Origin of the sequence: Streptomyces roseifaciens (genome assembly GCF_001445655.1) — a bacterium.
Classification (GTDB): Bacteria; Actinomycetota; Actinomycetes; order Streptomycetales; family Streptomycetaceae; genus Streptomyces; species Streptomyces aureoversilis.
In genome coordinates this window covers 390,746-410,486 of sequence record NZ_LNBE01000004.1, presented here as the reverse complement: position 1 = coordinate 410,486, position 19,741 = coordinate 390,746, and the positions used below count along the sequence as shown (strand labels likewise).

17 protein-coding genes, 2 tRNA genes and 1 pseudogene are annotated in these 19,741 nt (G+C 73.1%); 4 read left to right on the top strand and 16 right to left on the bottom strand.

The features are described 5' to 3' along the window. Nucleotides 1–5: 5 nt before the first annotated feature. Nucleotides 6–2,894: a leucine--tRNA ligase gene (locus AS857_RS18895; RefSeq protein WP_058044485.1), complete on the bottom strand. Its 2,889-nt coding sequence runs from the start codon at nt 2,892–2,894 to the stop codon at nt 6–8. Nucleotides 2,895–3,213: 319 nt separating this feature from the next. Here AS857_RS18895 and AS857_RS41955 point away from each other — a divergent pair, with 319 nt between their 5' ends. After that, entirely contained in the window at nt 3,214–3,342 is a 129-nt protein-coding gene (locus AS857_RS41955; protein WP_275477374.1) for a hypothetical protein, read from the top strand. Beyond that, nucleotides 3,339–4,874, top strand: a complete 1,536-nt coding sequence (locus tag AS857_RS18890) for an NADH-quinone oxidoreductase subunit NuoF family protein (protein ID WP_058044484.1) — start codon at nt 3,339–3,341, stop codon at nt 4,872–4,874. Before AS857_RS41955 ends, AS857_RS18890 begins: the two co-directional genes overlap by 4 nt. 77 nt (nt 4,875–4,951) lie before the next feature. Here the strand turns inward: AS857_RS18890 and AS857_RS18885 are convergent. Beyond that, nucleotides 4,952–5,024, bottom strand: a tRNA-Ala gene (locus AS857_RS18885). 183 nt (nt 5,025–5,207) lie between these two features. On the opposite strand from AS857_RS18885, the gene AS857_RS37855 reads away from it, so the two are divergent. Next, nucleotides 5,208–6,614, top strand: a complete 1,407-nt coding sequence (locus tag AS857_RS37855) for a glycosyltransferase 87 family protein (RefSeq protein ID WP_420823951.1) — start codon at nt 5,208–5,210, stop codon at nt 6,612–6,614. Here AS857_RS37855 and phsA read toward each other — a convergent pair. The 9 genes and pseudogenes from phsA to AS857_RS40430 all read right to left on the bottom strand — a co-directional run. Continuing rightward, a pseudogene (phsA, locus tag AS857_RS18875) lies at nt 6,580–8,196 on the bottom strand (O-aminophenol oxidase PhsA); the annotation flags it as partial. The gene AS857_RS37855 and the pseudogene phsA sit on opposite strands and share 35 nt — an antisense overlap. 325 nt (nt 8,197–8,521) lie before the next feature. Then, complete coding sequence (locus AS857_RS18870; protein ID WP_058044482.1) at nt 8,522–8,755, bottom strand: hypothetical protein; 234 nt, start codon at nt 8,753–8,755, stop codon at nt 8,522–8,524. A gap of 124 nt (nt 8,756–8,879) precedes the next feature. After that, nucleotides 8,880–8,952, bottom strand: a tRNA-Ala gene (locus AS857_RS18865). Nucleotides 8,953–9,064: 112 nt separating this feature from the next. Beyond that, nucleotides 9,065–9,721 carry a histidine phosphatase family protein gene (locus AS857_RS18860; RefSeq protein ID WP_058044481.1) on the bottom strand — a complete coding sequence of 219 codons (657 nt, stop codon included), beginning with the start codon at nt 9,719–9,721 and terminating at the stop codon, nt 9,065–9,067. Next, a complete protein-coding gene (gene rsfS, locus AS857_RS18855) occupies nt 9,718–10,167 on the bottom strand; it encodes a ribosome silencing factor (protein ID WP_058044480.1) in 450 nt (149 codons plus the stop codon). The genes AS857_RS18860 and rsfS overlap by 4 nt, the downstream gene beginning before the upstream one ends. 146 nt (nt 10,168–10,313) lie before the next feature. Further along, nucleotides 10,314–12,005 carry an LCP family protein gene (locus AS857_RS18850; RefSeq protein ID WP_058044479.1) on the bottom strand — a complete coding sequence of 564 codons (1,692 nt, stop codon included), beginning with the start codon at nt 12,003–12,005 and terminating at the stop codon, nt 10,314–10,316. Nucleotides 12,006–12,039: 34 nt separating this feature from the next. Next, nucleotides 12,040–12,645 carry a nicotinate-nucleotide adenylyltransferase gene (gene nadD, locus AS857_RS18845; RefSeq protein WP_058044478.1) on the bottom strand — a complete coding sequence of 202 codons (606 nt, stop codon included), beginning with the start codon at nt 12,643–12,645 and terminating at the stop codon, nt 12,040–12,042. A gap of 55 nt (nt 12,646–12,700) precedes the next feature. Further along, nucleotides 12,701–12,865, bottom strand: coding sequence for a hypothetical protein (locus AS857_RS40435; protein ID WP_173864780.1), 165 nt, complete (start codon nt 12,863–12,865; stop codon nt 12,701–12,703). A gap of 128 nt (nt 12,866–12,993) precedes the next feature. Then, nucleotides 12,994–13,161, bottom strand: coding sequence for a hypothetical protein (locus AS857_RS40430; protein WP_173864779.1), 168 nt, complete (start codon nt 13,159–13,161; stop codon nt 12,994–12,996). A 76-nt stretch (nt 13,162–13,237) separates the two neighbouring features. On the opposite strand from AS857_RS40430, the gene AS857_RS18840 reads away from it, so the two are divergent. Further along, on the top strand, nt 13,238–14,362 hold the full coding sequence (locus AS857_RS18840; protein WP_058044477.1) for a M48 family metallopeptidase: 1,125 nt from the start codon (nt 13,238–13,240) through the stop codon (nt 14,360–14,362). Here AS857_RS18840 and AS857_RS18835 read toward each other — a convergent pair. From AS857_RS18835 to proB, 5 genes are all read right to left on the bottom strand, one after another. Next, nucleotides 14,359–15,453 carry an SCO2583 family membrane protein gene (locus AS857_RS18835; RefSeq protein WP_058044476.1) on the bottom strand — a complete coding sequence of 365 codons (1,095 nt, stop codon included), beginning with the start codon at nt 15,451–15,453 and terminating at the stop codon, nt 14,359–14,361. The two genes, AS857_RS18840 and AS857_RS18835, sit on opposite strands and share 4 nt — an antisense overlap. A gap of 155 nt (nt 15,454–15,608) precedes the next feature. Beyond that, nucleotides 15,609–16,238: an SCO2584 family spore wall biosynthesis protein gene (locus AS857_RS18830; RefSeq protein WP_058044475.1), complete on the bottom strand. Its 630-nt coding sequence runs from the start codon at nt 16,236–16,238 to the stop codon at nt 15,609–15,611. Nucleotides 16,239–16,288: 50 nt separating this feature from the next. Next, the gene (locus AS857_RS18825) at nt 16,289–17,608 is read right to left on the bottom strand and encodes a glutamate-5-semialdehyde dehydrogenase (protein ID WP_058044474.1); all 1,320 of its coding nucleotides are present in this window, start codon (nt 17,606–17,608) and stop codon (nt 16,289–16,291) included. Nucleotides 17,609–17,711: 103 nt separating this feature from the next. Further along, nucleotides 17,712–18,143 (bottom strand): hypothetical protein, encoded by a 432-nt coding sequence (locus tag AS857_RS18820; RefSeq protein WP_058044473.1) that lies wholly within the window; start codon nt 18,141–18,143, stop codon nt 17,712–17,714. 271 nt (nt 18,144–18,414) lie between these two features. Then, nucleotides 18,415–19,515, bottom strand: coding sequence for a glutamate 5-kinase (proB, locus tag AS857_RS18815; RefSeq protein WP_058044472.1), 1,101 nt, complete (start codon nt 19,513–19,515; stop codon nt 18,415–18,417). Between the last annotated feature and the right edge of the window lie 226 nt (nt 19,516–19,741).

The following is a 19,741-nucleotide window of genomic DNA, read 5'->3' as shown; positions in this document are numbered from 1 at the left end:
GAACCTTACGCCGGAACGATGTTCACCAGCTTCGGCGCCCGCACGATGACCTTGCGGATGCCCGCGCCGCCCAGCGCCGCGACGACCGCTTCGTCGCCCAGCGCCACCTTCTCCAGCTCCTCGTCGGAGATGGACGGCGGGACCTCCAGCCGCGCCTTGACCTTGCCCTTGATCTGGACGACGCAGGTCACGGCCTCGTCGACCAGGTAGGCGGGGTCGGCGACGGGGAAGTCCGCGTGCACCACGGAGCCGGAGCGGCCGAGCTTGTGCCACAGCTCCTCGGCGATGTGCGGGGCCAGCGGCGCGATCAGCAGCACCATGGCCTCGGCGACGGACCGCGGGACCTCGCTCAGCTTGGTCACGTGGTTGTTGAGCTCGGTGATCTTGGCGATGGCGGTGTTGAAGCGCAGGTTCGCCAGGTCCTGGCCGACGCCGTCGATCGCCTTGTGCAGGGCGCGCAGCGTGGCCTCGTCGGCCTCGGCGTCCACGACGGTGACCTCGCCGGTCGCCTCGTCGACGACGTTGCGCCACAGGCGCTGCAGCAGGCGGTACTGGCCGACGACGGCGCGGGTGTCCCACGGGCGGGAGACGTCCAGCGGGCCCATCGCCATCTCGTACAGGCGCAGGGTGTCGGCGCCGTACTCGGAGCAGATCTCGTCCGGCGTGACGGCGTTCTTCAGGGACTTGCCCATCTTGCCGAGCAGCCGGCTGACCTTCTCGCCCTGGTAGTAGTACGCGCCGCCGCGCTCCTCCACCTCGGTGGCGGGGACGGCGATGCCGCGGGCGTCGCGGTAGACGTACGCCTGGATCATGCCCTGGTTGTAGAGCTTGTGGAACGGCTCGGCCGAGGAGACGTGGCCCAGGTCGAAGAGGATCTTGGACCAGAAGCGGGCGTACAGCAGGTGCAGCACGGCGTGCTCGGCACCGCCGACGTACAGGTCGACGCCGCCGTGCGGCTGGCCCTCGCGCGGGCCCATCCAGTACTGCTCGGCCTCGGCGGAGACCAGCTTCTCGTCGTTGTTCGGGTCGAGGTAGCGCAGCTCGTACCAGCAGGAGCCCGCCCAGTTGGGCATGGTGTTGGTCTCGCGGCGGTAGCGCTTGGGGCCGTCGCCGAGGTCCAGCGTGACGTTGACCCACTCCTCGTTGCGGGAGAGCGGGGTCTCGGGCTCGGTGTCGGCGTCGTCGGGCTCGAAGGTGCGCGGCGAGTAGTCCTCGACCTCGGGCAGCTCCAGCGGCAGCATCGACTCGGGCAGCGAGTGGGCGACGCCCTGCTCGTCGTAGACGATCGGGAAGGGCTCGCCCCAGTAGCGCTGGCGGCTGAAGAGCCAGTCGCGCAGGCGGAAGTTGACGGTGGCCTCGCCGATGCCCTGCTCCGTCAGCCACTCGGCCATGCGGGACTTCGCCTCGGGGACGACCAGGCCGTCCAGGGAGATGCCCTCGCCGGCCGAGTTGATGATCTCGGCGTCGTAGGAGTCGAAGGACTCCGCCCACGTGGACGGGTCGGTGCCGCGGTCGTCGGCCGGCTGCACGACGCAGTGCATCGGCAGGTCGAAGGCGCGCGCGAAGGCGAAGTCGCGGCTGTCGTGGGCGGGGACGGCCATGATCGCGCCGGTGCCGTAGCCCATCAGCACGTAGTCGGCGGTGAAGACGGGCAGCTTCTCGCCGTTGGCCGGGTTGACCGCGTAGACGCCGGTGAAGACGCCGGTCTTCTCCTTGGCGTCGGCCTGCCGCTCGACGTCGGACTTGGCGGCGGCCTCCTTGCGGTAGGCGGCGACGGCCTCGGCCGGGGTGGCGTGCCCGCCGGTCCAGTCCTCGTGCGTGCCCTCGGGCCAGGCGGCCGGGACGACCGAGCGGTGGGCCTCGTCCTCGGTGACGAGCTGGTGCTCGGGGGCGACGACCAGGTAGGTGGCGCCGAAGAGGGTGTCCTGGCGCGTGGTGAAGACGGTGACCTTCGCGTCCTCGTGGCCCTCGACGGCGAAGTCGACGCGGGCGCCGACGCTGCGGCCGATCCAGTTGCGCTGCTGGAGCTTGATGGCCTCGGGCCAGTCCAGGGCGTCCAGGTCCTCCAGCAGGCGGTCCGCGTAGGCGGTGATCCGCATGTTCCACTGGCGCAGCTTGGACTTGAAGACGGGGAAGTTGCCGCGCTCGGAGCGGCCGTCGGCGGTGACCTCCTCGTTGGCCAGGACGGTGCCCAGGCCGGGGCACCAGTTGACCGGCGCGTCGGAGGCGTAGGCCAGGCGGTAGCCGCCCAGGACGTCCTCGCGCTCGGCGCCGCTCAGCTCGCTCCACGCGCGCGTGCCCGGCACCTCACGCTGCCCGCTCTCGAACTGCGCGATCAGCTCGCCGATCGGGCGGGCCTTCTTCGCCTCCTCGTCGTACCAGGAGTTGAAGATCTGCAGGAAGATCCACTGGGTCCACTTGTAGTAGGCCGGGTCGATCGTGGCGAAGGAGCGGCGCTTGTCGTGGCCCAGGCCCAGGCGGCGCAGCTGCGCCTTCATGTTGACGATGTTGGCCTCGGTGGAGACCCGCGGGTGCGTGCCGGTCTGCACGGCGTACTGCTCGGCGGGCAGGCCGAAGGCGTCGAAGCCGAGGGTGTGCAGGACGTTGTGGCCGGTCATGCGGTGGTGGCGCGCGTAGACGTCGGTGGCGATGTAGCCGAGCGGGTGGCCGACGTGCAGGCCCGCACCCGAGGGGTACGGGAACATGTCCATGATGAACTTCTTGGGGCGGGCCACGACGGCGGGGTCGCCCGCCAGGTCACCGGTGGGGTTGGGGGCCTCGTAGGTGCCGTCGGCGTCCCAGAAGTCCTGCCAGCGTGCCTCGATGTCGGCGGCCAGCGCGGCCGTGTAGCGGTGCGGGGCAGCCACCTCGGCGGCGGTGTTGGTCTCGCTCATCGTCCTCAAAGCTCCATCGATCGTCGTCGTCTCTACCTGCGGCACCTGCGGAAATGAAAAATCCCCTCGCACAGGAGGGGACGCCGCGCCGATGCCGACCGTGGTCACCGGTCGGTACTGATCAGCGCGGCCCGCTAAGCAGAAGGCGTACGGCACGCATGGGGCCAGGTTACCGCAGGGGCCGAAGGGGCCGCATCGAGGTTCGGGCCCTGGTACGGCTGCGCCGAACGAACCGACGTTAGCAGTGGTGAGACCCGTCGCGCCGGGGTTGTGCGAAGCGGACCGCACGCCGCCGGTGGGCTCCCTACGGTGCCGTGCCATGGACCTCCTCGACTTCCCCGAACGCGCCGGTGGCGTCCTCGGCCCGGCCCCGCTCGCCGCGACGGCGGTCCACCGGCGCATAGGGGCGGACCGGCTGCGGCCGGACGCCCCGGGCCGGGCCCGGTGAGCGCCGCACTTCCCGAGCAGCCGGCGGTCCTCTCCCTGGGGGCGCCGCACCTGCTGGCCGGGCTGGACAGGGCGGCCCGGCTGGACCGCAGCGCACACCTGTCGGTGCACGGCTCGCTGCCCGGGCACACCGAGGAGCAGCTGACGGCGCTGGCGGAGGCGGTCGCGCTGCGCGGCCGCGGCGGCGCGGGCTTCCCGTTCGCGCAGAAGCTGCGGGCGGTCGGGCGGATGGCACAGCGGCGCGGCGCGCGCCCCGCGGTGGTGGTCAACGGCTGCGAGGGCGATCCGGCCTGCCGCAAGGACGCCGTGCTGCTCGGACGGGCGCCGCACCTGGTGCTGGACGGGGCGCTGCTGGCCGCGGCCGCCCTCGGCGCCGGCTCGGTGGTGGTCGGGGTGACCCGGGCGACGGCCGAGGCCTCGGTGCGGGAGGCGCTCGCCGAGCGGGGCCTCACCGACCGGCACGGGCGGCCCGTGCGCGGCCTGTCCGTGCGCGCCCGGGTGGTGCGGCTGCCCGAGCGGCTGGTCTCGGGCGAGTCCTCGGCGCTGCTGCGGGCCGCCGACGGCGGGCCGCCGCTGCCGCCCGGGCGGCACGGCAGGGCCTCGCAGGAGGGGCTGAGCGGGGCGCCGACGCTTCTGTCCAACGCCGAGACCTACGCCCAACTCGCCCTCGCCGCCCGCCTGGGGCCCGAGGGCTATGCGGCCGCGGGCACCGCGGGCGAGCCCGGCACCGTGCTGCTGACCGTCTCGGGCGCGGTGCCGGAGCCGCAGGTCGTGGAGGCGCCGAGCGGGGTGCCGCTCGCCTCCGTCCTGAGCGCCTGCGGCGCCGCCCCGGCCCCGCAGGCGGTGCTGACCGGCGGCTACCACGGCGCATGGCTGGACGCGGCGACGGCGGCCACGGCCCCGGTGTCGCACGAGGGCCTGGCCGCCCGCGGCGGGGCGCTCGGGGCGGGGGCGGTGCTGCCGCTGCCCGCGGACACCTGCCCGCTGGGCGAGACGGTACGGGTCGCGCACTGGCTGGCCGCCGAGTCGGCCGGGCAGTGCGGGCCGTGCCGGCTCGGGCTGCCCACGCTCGCCGGGGCGCTGGCGGACGTCACGGCCGGCGGCGGGCAGGGCGCGCTGGAGGCCGTGCGGGAGGCCGCCGGGGCGGTGCGGGGGCGCGGGGCGTGCGGGCATCCGGACGGTGCCGCACGGTTCGTCCTGAGCGCGCTGTCGGCCTTCACGGACGACCTCGCGGCGCACGTCCTGGGCGCCGGCTGCGGGCGCCCGACGGCCGGGGTGCTGCCGCTGCCCCCGTCCGGCGGCCCGGACGCCGTCACCGGCGCCCCGCGCCGCGTGGAGCGGCTGGCGGTGGACTGGACGCTGTGCAAGGGGCACGGGCTGTGCGCGGACCTGCTGCCGCAGCTCGTCCGCACCGGGCCGGACGGCTATCCCGCGCTCGCGGACGCGGGCGTGCCGGACCATTTGCGGGGCCGGGCACAGCGGGCCGTACGGCGCTGCCCCGCGCTGGCCCTCCGGCTGGACAAGGAGCGTTAGCCACCGGAGCTCCCGGCAGCCGGGTGCGGAAACGAAAAAGCGGGCCGTCCGTTTCCGGACGACCCGCTTATTTTCTGTGGAGCTAAGGAGAATTGAACTCCTGACCTCCTGCATGCCATGCAGGCGCTCTACCAACTGAGCTATAGCCCCGTGTTCTGTTTTCCACCGGGTTCGGTTCGGGTTGTTTCCCTTGCCGTTCCCCCCGGCGACATCGACAACATTACACGGAGACCCCCGCCGCCTGCCAAATCGGCCGCCCGGCGCCACCGGGAACCTGGGCGAATGGGATAACATCGCCCACTATTCGCCCGATTTGTCACCCGTGGAACCGGAGTGCTCCTCGTGCCAGCCCGGCCCGGCCGCCCCGGCCGCCGCAGCACCCTGGCCGCCGCCGCGGGCTGTCTGGTCTCCTTCTGCCTCTTCCTGCTGGCCCAGCGGGCCGCCCACGTCACCTCCATCGACGTCCTCGTCTACCGCGCCGAAGGGTGGACCGTCCGCACCGGCGGCGACCTCTACGCGATGCGCGCCACGCACCGCGGCCTGCCCGCCACCTACCCGCCCTTCGCAGCGCTCCTGTTCACCGCCCTGACGCTGCCCGGCACGACCGCGCTGCGCGTCCTCACCGAGCTCGCCAACCTCGGCCTGCTGCTCGCCCTCGTCCACCTCTCCCTGCGGCTCGTCGACGTCCGCCCGCGCGCCGCCGTGACGCTCACGGCGGCCGCCCTGTGCGTCTGGTGCGAGCCCGTGTGGCAGACCCTGCGCAACGGACAGATCAACCTCCTCGTCGTCGTCCTGGTGCTGTGGGACCTGACGCGCCCCGCGGCCCACCGCTGGGCGGGCCTGGGCACCGGCCTCGCGACGGGCATCAAGCTCACCCCCGCCCTGTTCGTCGTCCACCTGGCGGCGACCGGCCTCGCCCGGCGCGCGGGCGGAGCGGGCGCAGGGGGCGGAGCAGGCGGCGCGGGCGCGGCGGGCGGCGGACCGTGGCTGCGCCGGGCGGCCGTCGCCACCGCCGCCTTCGCCGGGACGGCGGTCCTCGCCGCGCTGGCCCTGCCGTACGACTCGCGCCGCTTCTGGACGGACGCCGTCTTCGCCACCGAGCGGGTCGGCCACGCCGAGGACACCGCCAACCAGTCGCTGCGCGGCGTCCTCGCCCGGCTGCTGCACACCGGCGACCCCGGGGCGTGGTGGGCGGTCGCGGCGCTGGCCGTCACCGTGCTCGGCCTCACGGTCGCGGTCCGGACGCAGCGGTGCGGGCCGCGGGCCACCGCCTGGGGCGCCCTCTCCTGCGCGGCCACCGCACTGCTCGTCAGCCCCGTCTCCTGGTCGCACCACTGGGTGTGGTGCGTACCGGCCGGGCTGCTGCTCGCCCGCGAGGCGGCCGCCCGCGGCAGCCGCGCCTGGTGGGCGGGGACCGCGGTGGCCGCCGTGCTGTTCTGCTCCTACGCGCTGTGGCGGGTCCCCCACGACCCGCAGACCCGGCCCGAACTCCGGCAGGACGGCGGCCGGATGCTGCTCTCCGCCGGCTACCCGGCGGCCGGGGCGGCCTTCCTCGCCCTGGCCGCCCTCCGGACCGCGGGCGCCGGGCCGGACCGCCCGGCGCGGGACGGCCTCAGTGGCCGTGACCCCCGTGGCCGCCGTGCTCCCCGTGATGGAACTTCAGCACTTCACCCGGCATCACCACGAACGGACGCATCATCCCCATGTCCTCGTGCTCCAGCAGGTGACAGTGGTACATGAACCGGCCGCGCGCCCCGCGGAAGCGGCCGATCACGTTGACCATCTGCCCGGCCGGCACCTGGATCACGTCCTTCCAGCCCGCGTCGCCCTCCGACACCGGCGCCCGCCCCCCGAACTCCAGCGGTGCGCGCGTGCCGCCCAGGGCGACGTCGAAGGGGCTCTGCGGGCCCGCGGGGTAGAGGTCGCGGCTGAGGACCTGAAAGTCGATCAGGTGGATGTGCATCGGGTGCGTCGGGCCGCCCAGGTTGAGGAAGCTCCACTGCTCCCAGCCGTCGTAGGTGACCATGAAGCCGAGCGCGTCGTCGAAGGTCTGGGCGGCCCTGCGGTACGTCCGCAGCTTGCCGTCCGCGCCCTTGACCTGGATCACCCCCACGCCCGGGACGTGCACGTCGCCCGGCTCGGCCTTCTGCATCTCCCACATGCCCGGGTGGGCGTTCCCGGCCGTGCCGGGCGGGACCAGGGCGATCAGCCGGTGCTCGTGCTCGGGCACCGTGTCGTGGGTGAGCCGCTCGAAGGAGCTGGAGATCACCGCCGGCAGCACGAAGGGGTCGCACTCCTCCTCGTCCGCCACCCGGAACTCCATGACCTGCGGATGGGGCACCCCCGGGGCCTCGTTGACCAGCCGGACGCGGCGGCCCCGCAGCAGCCCGAAGTCGACCAGCAGGTCCATGCGCTCGGCGGGCGCCACGGACAGCACCCCGTCCAGCGGCAGCGGACGCGGCAGCAGCCCGCCGTCCGTGCCGATCTGCCAGGCCGCTCCCCGCACCGGCTCACCGGTCTCCCCGTCGACCAGCCGCAGCGCGTAGGTCCGCGCGTTGGAGGCGTTGAGCAGCCGGAAGCGGTACCACTGGGCGGACACGTCCAGGTAAGGCCAGATGACGCCGTTGACAAGGGTGTACGGGCCGTTGAAGGAGCGGGTGACGTTCTTGCCCTGGGCGTCCTTGCCGACGATCACGGTCTTGTGGAGCAGCCGGCCGGTCAGCTTGCCGTCCGGGTCCTGGTCGAGGTTGCGGTCCTGGACGATCAGCGGGATCTCGCGCTCGCCCGAGGGCAGGTGCAGCGCGTCCTCCTCGGCGTCCCGGACGAGGTACATCCCCGCCAGGCCCGCGAAGACGTTCCAGCGGGTGATGTCCATGGCGTGGTCGTGGTACCACCAGGCGACCGCACGGTGGTCGTTGGGATATTCGGAGAGCTGGCTGTCGCCCGGTGAGACGGCGTTCTCCGACCAGCCGTCGTTGCCGCCGCCGGTGGGTGCGCCGTGCAGGTGCGTCACCGTCCAGGCGGGCAGCGCCGCGACGTCGGCCAGCGGTACGGCGCCGCTGCGGCCGGGCACGGTGTCGGGCGCCGGGGCGCCGGGCACCTGCGCCGCCTCCACGGCGGTCACCGGGTGGGGGCCGGTGAGGCGGTTGCTCCAGGTGATGCGCAGCCGGCGGCCGCGGCGCACCTCGATCGTCGGCCCCGGGACGTGGCCCTCGTAGGCCCATACGCGGGTGGGCGGCAGCTGCGAGTGCAGCCGGACCCAGGTGGCGGTCTGGTCGATCTCGATGCCGCGGAGCGCTTCGGTCCGGCCGGGCCGCAGCACCGGCGGGACGCGCAGGGCGTCGAGAAAGGGTGTGAGTTCGGCCACGGCCTCTTCGGAGCCGGCCGGGCCGATGACAGTTTCGGTCACGCGGTGTCCTCCGCATGCTTCCCCCGTGCCGCCGGCCGTTCCCGGCGGCAGCTTCACCCCTCAGGACGCGTGCGTCTCTGGAGAGGGTTGCCGGACATGAAGGAAATCCGGGGAAAAACCGGGAAATCACAGGTTCCGCCACACCGTGGTGCGCGGTCGTGTGCGTTCCGGTGCGCGGCCGCTCGGGCCGGGCCGGGATCCGTTCGGGCCGGGCCGGGACCCGTTCCGGCCGGGGCCGTCAGGCCGTGGCGAAGGAGTAGAAGCGCTTGAGCGTGCAGTGCTCGTCCAGCAGCCGCCCGTAGATCGGCTCGCCTTCGAGCTCGCGGTAGGTCTCGATGGGGTCGCCTTTTATGATCAGCGCCCGTGCGCACTCCACGCACCAGTACTGGAAGGCGGAGTTGAGCGGTTCCATGTCCCGCACGATGGGCGTGCCGCTGCCGCACCAGTCGCACTTCCGGCTGTGAGCACCCATGGGTCAGCCGTTCCCTCCCCTTCGGCCCGTCCTCCGCTCCCGACGACCGGATTCTGCCACGGGAATGTGCCGCTAAAGCAAACGATCCCGCCTCCGGTGACGGAGACGGGATCGTTTCGAACTGTGGAGCTAAGGAGAATTGAACTCCTGACCTCCTGCATGCCATGCAGGCGCTCTACCAACTGAGCTATAGCCCCGCTGTTCTCAGGTCTTCCGGCGTTTCCCCCGGCGTTCCCCGCGAACAAGAAGAACTTTAGCCTGCCACCTGCCCGGATGTGAAATCCGGGCCCGGGGGCTCCCCGGGGGCGCTCAGTCGTCGTCGCCGAGCACCGGCTCGGGGAGCGTCCCCGCGTTGTGCTCCAGCAGGCGCCAGCCGCGCGCGCCCTCGCCCAGCACCGACCAGCAGCAGTTGGTCAGGCCGCCCAGCGACTCCCAGGAGCGGGACTCCAGCTGGAGCAGCCGGCCGATGGTGGTGCGGATGGTGCCGCCGTGGCTGACGACGACGAGCGTGCCGTTCTCCGGCAGCTTCGCGGCCTGCTCGAGGACGACCGGGGCGGCCCGGTCGGCGACCTCGGTCTCCAGCTCACCGCCGCCGCGCCGGACGGGCTCGCCGCGCTTCCACGCCGCGTACTCCTCGCCGTGCCGCTCGATGATCTCGTCGTGCGTGAGGCCCTGCCACACGCCCGCGTACGTCTCGCGCAGCTCGGCGTGGGTGGTGACCTCGAGGCCGGTGACGGCGGCGAGCTCCGCCGCCGTGGCCGTGGCCCGGCTGAGGTCCGAGGCGATGATCACGTCCGGCCCGAGGCCGGCCAGCAGCCGGGCGGCCCGGCGCGCCTGCGCCACGCCGGTCCCGGTCAGCTCGATGTCCGTGGAGCCCTGGAAGCGCCGCTCCAGGTTCCAGGCGGTCTGGCCGTGCCGCCACAGGACGATGCGGCGGCCCCGGCCGCCGCTCTTGCCGCCGCTCAGCTCAGCTCACCGTCCACGCCGTCGAGGTCCGCCTCCGCGGCCTGCGCACGGGAGTGCTCCTCGGCCTTGCCGCGGGTCGCGACGGCGTCGGCGGGCAGCTCGATCTCCGGGCAGTCCTTCCACAGGCGCTCCAGGGCGTAGTAGACGCGCTCCTCGCTGTGCTGCACGTGGATGACGATGTCGACGTAGTCGAGCAGCACCCAGCGGGCGTCGCGGTCGCCCTCACGGCGCACCGGCTTGGCGCCGAGCTCCTTGGCAAGGTGCTCCTCGATCTCGTCGACGATCGACTTGACCTGGCGGTCGTTGGGAGCCGAGGCCAGCAGGAAGGCGTCGGTGATCGACAGTACGTCGCTGACGTCGTACGCGATGATGTCGTGCGCGAGCTTGTCGGCGGCCGCCTGGGCGGCGGCCTTGATGAGCTCGATGGAGCGGTCCGTGGCGGTCACAAGCCATGCTTTCGTCGAAGAGGATTCGGGTACCCATCAAGGGTCTCACGACCCACCGGCGACCCTCCTGGCCATTACGGCCGGCCCCCGGGCGGCCCCCGGCCCCCGTGGCCGCCCCCCGGCGCTCCGGTGACCGCCCGCCCCCCTCAGCCCTTGTAGTCCTTGCCCAGGACCACGGTGACGTCGGCCGTCGTCGCGTCCTTCGCCTGCTTCACCGCGCCCGCCGGCAGCCCCAGCGTCTTGGCGACCTCCTTGGCCTCCGCCGCCCGCTTCTCGTCCGCGTAGAGCACCGCCGAGGCCGTCGCCGCGGATCCCGCCGTGCCGCCGTCGATCACGCTGTAGCCGCTGTTGACCAGCGTGATCTGGGCGGAGGTGGCGGGTCCCTTGCCGCCTGTGGCGTTCTTCACGCTCACCCGGGGCGTCGCGTCGCGGCCGGTGTTCCTCACCGTGCCGCCCAGGACCTCCTTGACGACGCCTCCGGTGGCCTTCTCGCCGAGGGTGCCGTCCTTCTCCACGGGCAGCAGCGCGGTGGCGTACGAGCCCTTCCGGGCCAGCGCGGCCATGTGGGCCAGGGAGGCGCCCAGCTGCTCGGTGGAGAGCGAGGGGTCGGGGATCTGCGCGAGCGACTCCACGGTGCGCGTGGCCGAGGCGCTGTCGTCCGGCATCTTCTTCAGCACCGCCTGCATGACCTGGCCGAACCGGGCGAGCTGCTTGCCCTCGTCCTCTCCGGGCCCGCGGTGGGTGGCGTAGGCGACGGCCGTGCGGCCGCTCAGGCTCTGCGCGGTGCCGCGCCGGACGAGCGGGCTGTCGCCGGGCTTCTCGCCGGGGACGTCGGTGTCGGTGTCGGCCTCGATGCCGCCGACGAGCTCGACCAGGTTCTCCAGGTAGGGGGTGTCCAGCCGCCAGCTGCCCTTGATGTCGGAGCCCAGCAGCGTGTTCAGGGCGTCGCGGGTGGCCCCGGTGCCGTCGTCCTGCACGGACTTGCCGAGCGTGGTGGAGCCGGCGCCGCCCTCCTTGGCGACGGCCAGGGTGTTCGGCAGCAGGACGGTGGTGGCCTTCTTGGTGGTCTCGTTGTCGACCAGCAGCGCGGTGGAGGAGCCGCCGCCGCGGGTCTGCCGCAGATGGACGACGATCACGTCGCGCTTCTGCCCCCCGGCGGTCGCGGCCGCGCCCTTCTTGCCGTCCGAGCCGGTGAGGAACAGATAGCCGGCCGCGCCGCCCACCGCGAGGACGAGCACCACGACGAGGGCGACGATCCGGTTGCGGCCCTTGCGCTTGCGCTCGTCGCGCCGCTCGGTGCGGCTCTCGCTGAACTTGAGCCAGTCGATGACGTCCTCGGAGTCCTCGTCGGGCTCCTCGATGAACGAGAACTGCTCGGTGCGGTAGTCCGCCGCCGCGGTGGGGGCGGGCACCTTGCCGGGTGCCTGCCGACCGGCCGGTGGCGCCTGAGGCTCCGCCTCGTAGGCCCCCGCCCCGTGGGGCTGCGCCCCGGGGGTCTGCGCTTGCCGCTCCCGGACGCCGGGCTCCTCGGCGTACGGCGGGCCCGCCTGCCGCGGGATCCACTCCTGCTGCTGGGCCTGCTGCTGAGGGGGCTGCTGCGCAGGCACGCCGTACGGGTCGTGGCCGCCCCCCGTGCCGTAGCCGTCGTACCCGCCGTAGCCGTCGTACCCGCCGCCCCCGTGGCCGGCCTCCTGAGGGGAGAAGGAGTGCTGCTGCACCGGTTGACCGTACGGGTCGTAGACCCGCTCGGGCGCGTCCGGGTGGTACACCGGCTGCCCGTAGGCGTCGTAGCCGTACACCTGCGGCTGATGTGCGTACGGGTCCTGTCGGTCGTTCACCGGTTCCCCTCAGTGCCCCTCGGTTCCGTGCCGCTCAGCGCCGGTAGAGCTTGCGCTTGTTGATGTAGCGCACCACGCCGTCGGGGACCAGATACCAGACCGGGTCGCCCTGCGCCACGCGCGCGCGGCAGTCGGAGGAGGAGATGGCGAGGGCCGGCACCTCGACGAGGGAGACGCCGCCCTCCGGCAGCCCCGGATTGGCCAGTATGTGGCCGGGCCGGGTCACGCCGATGAAGTGGGCCAGGGAGAAGAGCTCCTCCGTGTCCCGCCAGGTCAGGATCTGGGACAGCGCGTCGGCGCCGGTGATGAAGAACAGGTCCGAGTCGTCGTTGAGGGCGGCGAGCTCACGGAGCGTGTCCGTGGTGTACGTCGGCCCGCCGCGGTCGATGTCGATCCTGCTGACCGAGAACTGCGGGTTCGACGCCGTGGCGATCACCGTCATCAGATAGCGGTCCTCGGCCGTGGACACCTCCCGGTGGCTCTTCTGCCACGGTTGCCCGGTCGGTACGAAGACCACCTCGTCCAGGTGGAAACGCGCGGCCACCTCGCTCGCGGCGACCAGGTGGCCGTGGTGGATCGGATCGAAGGTCCCGCCCATCACGCCGAGTCGCCGCTTCACGGGCCCTGTCTGCTCTCCCATGCGTGCAGACCCTACTGGGCGCGGCCGGGCGCCGGACCCGCAGGGACCGGCTCGCTCAGCGGTCGCGGTTGAAGCGGGTGGTGACCCACAGCAGGAGCAGCAGGATGACCAGGGCGGCGCCACCGGTCATGTAGGGGCTGATGCTGGGGTGCGTGTCGACGTGCTCGCCCTCGGAGGCGAGGGTGGCGAGGGCGGTGTGCGCTGAGGCGAAGGCAGTCATCGTCGGCAGGACCAATCCGGGACGGTAGCGGGCAGAGATTTCTGCCACATCGTATGCGGGGGCCGCGGCCGGGCTCACGCCGACTCCACGCTTGCTGCGCGCGTCGGGGGCGCGGCGCCGGGCCCGCGTCAGTCCTTCTTGTAGCCGCGCAGCAGGAACCAGGCCAGGAAGACGATGCCGACGACACCGACGATGAGCACGGTGCGGAGGACCGCGCCCGGGCCCGTGTCGTCCTTGGAGACGGCGAGGAGCTCGGTCACGCCGGGCTGTGCGGCAAGTGCATGCAGATGGGGCATGTCTCCACGGTAGCCCTGTCGGCGGCAGCGCCTAGGGTGGGGTCCGGAAGGTGCACACGCCGCCGAGGGGGTCTCGATGAGTGACAGCAGCAACGGCAGCAACGGCCACGCTCCCGGGGAGCGGCTACCGGGGCGGCAGCGCAAGCGCTTCCCGGACGTCTCCTCGCGCGCCTACGAGCACCCGGCGGACCGCTCCGCCCTGGTGGCGCTGCGCAAGCTGAGCGGCTTCGACACGGTCTTCAAGGCGCTCAGCGCGCTGCTGCCCGAGCGCAGCCTGCGCCTGCTGTTCCTGTCCGACTCGGTGCGCGTGGGCGAGCAGCAGTTCCAGCACCTGCACACGATGCTCCTGGACGCCTGCTACATCCTGGACCTGCCGAAGGTCCCGCCGATGTACGTCACCCAGGACCCGCAGCCCAACGCCATGTGCATCGGCCTGGACGAGCCCGTCATCGTCGTGACGACGGGCCTGGTCGAGCTGCTGGACGAGGAGGAGATGCGGGCCGTCGTCGGCCACGAGGTGGGGCACGCCCTGTCCGGGCACGCCGTCTACCGCACGATCCTGCTGTTCCTGACGAACTTCGCGGTCAAGGTGGCCTGGATCCCGCTGGGCAATGTCGCGATCATGGCGATCGTGACGGCCCTGCGCGAGTGGTTCCGCAAGTCGGAGCTGTCCGCGGACCGGGCGGGCCTGCTGGTCGGGCAGGACGTCCGGGCGTCGATGCGCGGCCTGATGAAGATCGCCGGCGGCAATCACCTGCACGAGATGAACGTGGACGCCTTCCTCGCCCAGGCCGAGGAGTACGAGGCGGGCGGGGACCTGCGCGACTCCGTCCTGAAGATCATGAACGTTCTGCCGCGCACCCACCCCTTCACCACGGTGCGAGCCGCCGAGCTGAAGAAGTGGTCCGAGAGCCGGGACTACCAGCGGATCATGGACGGGCACTACCCGCGGCGCACGGAGGACAAGGACACGTCGGTGACGGACTCCCTCCGGGAGTCCGCGAACCACTACGCGGAGTCGGTGCGGTCCAGCAAGGATCCGCTGATGGGGCTGGTGCGGGACATCGCCGGCGGAGCGGGGGACCTGGGCGGTCGGCTCAAGGACGTCTTCACCGGGCGCCCCGCGGGCCCGGGAGGCCCGGCGAACGGTTCCCCCAAGGAGGGCCCGGAAGGCCCCTCGGAGGGCGGCGGGAAGGCCTAGCGGCCCGGCGGCGCCGGCTGGGCGCTCGCTGCCAGGGAGCCGCACACCGCGGCGGTGGCCGGTCCCGTGGCGTACGGGTCCGTGTCGCCCGGCACGGATCCGTCCGGCTTCTGGCCGGCCAGCAGCGGCCGCAGGTAGACCTCGTCGTCGGCCGAGCAGGACTCGGGCCCGGCCTGTACGTAGCTCTGCACCACGATCAGGTGGTGCTCCTGCAGCCCTTCCCGGTCGAAGCGGAACTTCACCGCCCGCCGCACGGTGAACAGCGACGACTTGTCCGCGTTCGCACTGCGGTCCGCCGCCTCCTTCGCCGGGCGCAGGGCGTAGACGAAGGTGTGGTCGGCCGAGACCTCCAGCGTGGCCGGCCCGCTCTCGGCTATCGAGAAGACGCCGCGGGTGCGCACGGGCGTGTCTACGAGGGCCACCTGGGTGGGGTCGAAGCGCACGAGCCAGCCGGTGGCCGCGTGCCGCCCGTCGTCCACGGGCCGGTCGAAGCTGCGGTCGAACTGGTCGAGCTGGGCGGGGTCCAGCAGCAGCCGGACGGTCCGCTGGGCGCCGCCGGTGAGCACGGCCGGGTCGAGGGCCGACTTCACCGTGTACTCCTTGGCGGCGGCGAGGGCCGCCATCACCTGGCTCTCGGAGAAGTGCTGGGTGCTGCGCGCGGCGGGCAGATTGACGCCTTCGGCGCCCAGCCGGAACTGCGCGGCGGAGCTGTGGTCGAACAGCTCCTGCGCGCGGCCGCCGGGCACCGGGTCGTGCGGCGCGAGCGGGACGAGCGTGGCCCGCATGGGCTCGGCAGCGGGCACGGCGGGGTCCTTGTAGGGATGGCGAAGTCCCATGTAGACGGCCGTGCCGAAGGCCAGGGCTATGAGGATCACCAGGACGATCACCTGGCGTGAGGTGCTGACCCGGGACCACAGGTGGCGGTTGCGGACCGCGAGCGCGTGGTCACCCATGCGCTCGCTGGCGGAAAGCTCCTGGAGCCGGGCAGCGCGCACGAACGATTCGTCGAAGACGACGGATCGGTATTCGTCGTCCCCACCTGCCGGGACACCCTCGGGCGTGCCCTCAGGTGGGTCTCCAGGCCCGTCCATACATCAAGAGTAGGTCTGCCGGGGCTTCGGTAAACGCCCTGGTACACGACAAGTTCCGAAGAAAAACTGCCTGCCGGGGCCACGCACATATGTGCTGGTCACAGCCGTTGCGGCGGGTGAGCCCATGGCCCCGGACCGGTGGTTCCCGGCGTCCCTCAGGGCCGGGGCACCGCCGAGGCCACCGGAGGCTCGGAATCCGCCGATACGGAGGGCAGCGGGCCCGGCCGCGCCCCCGCCGGGGCGTCCACCCCGCTGGTCGCCGGCGGCGGATCGGAGCTCGGCCGATTGCCCGAGGAGGCGCTGCGGTAGACGGCGGCGAAGGCGAGGGCCACCACGCCTATGCCCATCACCACGGCGAGCACCCAGGCCACCGGGCGGTGCCAGCGGGCATGGCCCCGGTAGGGCCGCCGGAGGCCGCCGTGGCGGCCGTACGGCCCGTAGGCGTCGTCGGGGTCGAGGTCGTGGGTGAGGGTGGGCCAGGTGCCCGCACGGCCCGGGTGGTACCCGGGCGCGGCGCCGCCGAAGCCGTCCTCGTAGTCGTCGTAGGGATCGTCGTCGGCGGTGCCGCCGCCGGACCGGGAGCGCTGAGCGGACTGCGAGGTCTCACTCTCGGCGCGCGCCCGGTCGGCGGCGAGCATCCGCTCGACCGCGGAGGGCTCGTGGATCCTGGCGGACCGCACGAATTCCTCGTCGAAGACCACGGAGGCGAAGGGATCGTCCCCGCTGCGGTAGCTGTCGGGCTCCTCGCCGTCCGGGAACGGCTGGCCCCCCACGTCGTCCGGCACTCGTCCAGCGTAGCCCCGGAAGGGTCAATCCGTGCGGCCCGTAGGGGAATTCAGCTCGCCGGGAGCCCGCCGCCGCGCACGTGGCCGTCGCCCGTGACGATGTACTTCGTCGAGGTCAGCTCGGGCAGGCCCATCGGACCGCGCGCGTGCAGCTTCTGTGTGGAGATGCCGATCTCGGCGCCGAAGCCGAACTGACTGCCGTCCGTGAACCGCGTCGAGGCGTTGACCGCGACGGTCGTCGAGTCCACGAGCTGGGTGAAGCGGCGCGCGGCGGCCTGCGAGGTGGTGACGATGGCCTCGGTGTGGCCGGAGGACCACAGCCGGATGTGGCGGACCGCGGCGTCCAGGTCGTCGACGACCGCCGCGGCGATGTCGTACGACAGGTACTCGGTCTCCCAGTCCTCGGCGGTCGCCGGCACCACGGTGGCCGGGCCGCCCTCGGCCAGCGCGAGGACGCGCTCGCAGCCGTGCACGGTCACCCCGGCCTCCGCCAGGGCGGCGAGCGCCTTCGGCAGGAACTCCTGCGCGATGTCCTGGTGGACGAGGAGGGTCTCGGCCGCGTTGCACACGCTCACGCGCTGCGCCTTGGAGTTGACGAGGATCTCCACGGCCATGTCCAGGTCGGCCTGCGCGTCCACGTACACGTGGCAGTTGCCGGTGCCCGTCTCGATCACGGGGACCGTGGACTCCTCGACGACGGTGCGGATCAGGGAGGCGCCGCCGCGCGGGATCAGCACGTCGACCATGCCGCGGGCGCGCATCAGCTCCCGCACGGAGTCGCGGCTCTCGCCCGGCACCAGCTGCACGGCGTCGGCGGGCAGGCCCGCCCCGCCCACGGCGTCGCGGATGACGCGCACGAGCGCGGTGTTGGAGGAGTACGCGGAGGAAGAGCCCCGCAGCAGGACGGCGTTGCCCGACTTCAGGCACAGGGCGGCCGCGTCGACGGTCACGTTGGGCCGGGCCTCGTAGATGATCCCGACGACGCCGAGCGGCACCCGGACCTGGCGCAGGTCGATGCCGTTGGGGAGGGTGGAGCCACGGACGACCTCGCCCACCGGGTCGGGCAGGGCGACGACGTCGCGGACGTCCTTGGCGATGGCCCGCACCCGCTCCGGGGTGAGGGTCAGCCGGTCGACGACGCTCTCGCTCGTGCCGGCGGCACGGGCCTTGGCCACGTCCTCGGCGTTGGCCTCGACGATCTCCTTCGTCCGCACCTCCAGGGCGTCGGCGATCGCCAGCAGCGCCCCGTCCTTCACCGAGCGCGGCAGTGGCGCCAGCTCCGCGGCGGCGGCGCGGGCGCGGTAGGCGGCGCGCAGCACCGGGGACTGCGGCATCGGGTCGGCGAGGGGGGAGGGGAAAACGCTGCTCATGCCCGGAAGCCTAGCCGCGCGGGACGCCTGGGCGGCGGGCATTCCGGACTGTGGACGGTCGGTCCGGCCCGTGGACGGCCCTCCGCACGGCGTGCCGCCCCGCTCAGAACGGGTGCACCCCCACCGGTGTGGCCGGCAGGGGGCCGTAGCCCTCCGCGATGCGCTGGTGGTAGGTCTCCCGGTCGATGACCTCCAGGCCCACGATCTCCCACGGCGGGAGCCGGGCCGTCGAGCGGTGCTCGCCCCACAGCCGGAGCGCGACCGCCGCGGCGTCGTGCAGGTCGCGCGCCTCCTCCCAGTAGCGGATCTCGGCGTGGTCCTGGGCGTAGCGGCTGGTCAGCAGGAAGGGGTGGTCGTGGGCGAGCTGCTCCAGCGCCCGCCGGACCTCGGCGAGCGGCGCCTCCGCGCCCGAGACGCTCAGGGTGATGTGCCACAGCCGGGACACTTCCACCGCATCGCCCCCGCCCCCGCCCCCGATGCTGGTCAGCGTGCGCGGCTCCCCCACGGCCCCGCGGGCCTGGGCGGAGGTGCCCACAGCCGTGGCTGGGGGCGTGCCTCCAGCGCGGGGCAGCGCCCCTGGGCGCCCTCGTCTCACCGGCGGCCTCCTGTTGCTCGCTGCTCCGCGTGCGTGCGGCGGAGCGGTGGTACGCGAGAACCCGCCTGCCCGGAACGGCTCCCCGCATGTGCCTCGCATCAAAGTTGACCAGTCTGCGGGCGACCGCGTGGCGTTTTTACGGAAAGGCCCCATGGAAAGGCTGGACTTACCACACTCTGTCGTCACGCTGTCGCGCCGTGTTCGACGCCCGTCAGCGGCGCAGCACGACGAGGTCGTCACGGTGCACGACCTCGCGCTCGTACTCGGGCCCGAGCTCCCGGGCCAGGTCGCGGGTGGAGCGGCCGAGCAGCTGGGGGATCTCCCCCGCGTCGAAGGCCACCAGCCCGCGCGCGACGGCCCGGCCCGCGGAATCGCGCAGCTCGACCGGATCGCCCGCGCTGAATTCGCCCTCGACCCGGGCGATGCCGGCGGGCAGCAGCGAGCCGGTGCCGTCGACCACGGCCCGCACGGCCCCGTCGTCGAGCGTCAGGGCGCCCCGCGGCGTGGAGGCGTGGGCGAGCCACAGCAGGCGGTCGGCGGAGCGGCGCCCGGTGCGGTGGAAGAACGTGCCGGTGCCGCGGCCCGCGAGGGCGTCCGCCGCCTGGCTGGCCGAGGTCAGCACGACCGGGATGCCGGCGGCGGCCGCGATCCGGGCCGCGTCGACCTTGGTGACCATCCCGCCGGTGCCGACGCCGGCCTTGCCCGCGCTGCCGATCGAGATGCCCTCCAGGTCCTTCGGCCCGGTGACCTCGGCGATCCGCGAGGTGCCCGGCGTGCTGGGGTCGCCGTCGTAGAGGCCGTCCACGTCGGAGAGGAGCACCAGCAGGTCGGCCCGGACGAGGTGGGCCACGAGGGCGGCCAGCCGGTCGTTGTCGCCGAAGCGGATCTCGTCCGTGGCCACCGTGTCGTTCTCGTTGACGACCGGCACCGCGCCCATGGCCAGCAGCTGGTCCAGCGTCCGGCGGGCGTTGCGGTAGTGCGCACGGCGGCTGGTGTCGTCCGTCGTGAGCAGCACCTGGCCCACGCGCCGGCCGTAACGGGCGAACGACGCGGTGTAACGGGCCACGAGGAGGCCCTGGCCGACGCTCGCGGCGGCCTGCTGACGCGCCAGGTCGCGCGGGCGGCGGTCGAGGCCCAGCGGGGCCAGTCCGGCCGCGATCGCGCCGGAGGAGACCAGCACGACCTCCTTGTGGCCGGTGGTCTTGGCGAGCGTGTCGACCAGCGCGTCAACGCGGTCGGCGTCCAGCCCCCCGCCCGCGGTGGTGAGCGAGGAGGACCCCACCTTGACCACGATCCTGCGGGCGCCCGCCACCGCCGCTTCACGGGCCCCTTGCTGCTCCCCTGCCCCAGTCACTGCACACACCCCAGGTGATTCGCCGGTCGCCCGCCTCTTCCGGGCTGCCTCAGGCCCGCAAATCTACCGTCTGGGATTGTGGTCGTTCGGCCCTGTTTTGCGATGATTGCCGTCACGGAAGATTGCTCGTGGACCAGCCCGCGTCATACGGTCGGTAGTCGACCGTTGCCCAGGCACGGTTCCC

Bases quoted from the DNA above. Each gene is read 5' to 3' on its own strand.
- AS857_RS18840 (WP_058044477.1), top strand. From the start codon at position 13,238: ATGAGTGACAGCAGCAACGGCAGCAACGGCCACGCTCCCGGGGAGCGG.
- AS857_RS18895 (WP_058044485.1), bottom strand. From the start codon at position 2,894: ATGAGCGAGACCAACACCGCCGCCGAGGTGGCTGCCCCGCACCGCTAC.
- AS857_RS40430 (WP_173864779.1), bottom strand. From the start codon at position 13,161: ATGCCCCATCTGCATGCACTTGCCGCACAGCCCGGCGTGACCGAGCTC.
- AS857_RS18835 (WP_058044476.1), bottom strand. From the start codon at position 15,453: ATGGACGGGCCTGGAGACCCACCTGAGGGCACGCCCGAGGGTGTCCCG.
- nadD (WP_058044478.1), bottom strand. From the start codon at position 12,645: ATGGGAGAGCAGACAGGGCCCGTGAAGCGGCGACTCGGCGTGATGGGC.
- AS857_RS41955 (WP_275477374.1), top strand. From the start codon at position 3,214: ATGGACCTCCTCGACTTCCCCGAACGCGCCGGTGGCGTCCTCGGCCCG.
- AS857_RS18825 (WP_058044474.1), bottom strand. From the start codon at position 17,608: ATGAGCAGCGTTTTCCCCTCCCCCCTCGCCGACCCGATGCCGCAGTCC.
- AS857_RS18870 (WP_058044482.1), bottom strand. From the start codon at position 8,755: ATGGGTGCTCACAGCCGGAAGTGCGACTGGTGCGGCAGCGGCACGCCC.
- AS857_RS40435 (WP_173864780.1), bottom strand. From the start codon at position 12,865: ATGACTGCCTTCGCCTCAGCGCACACCGCCCTCGCCACCCTCGCCTCC.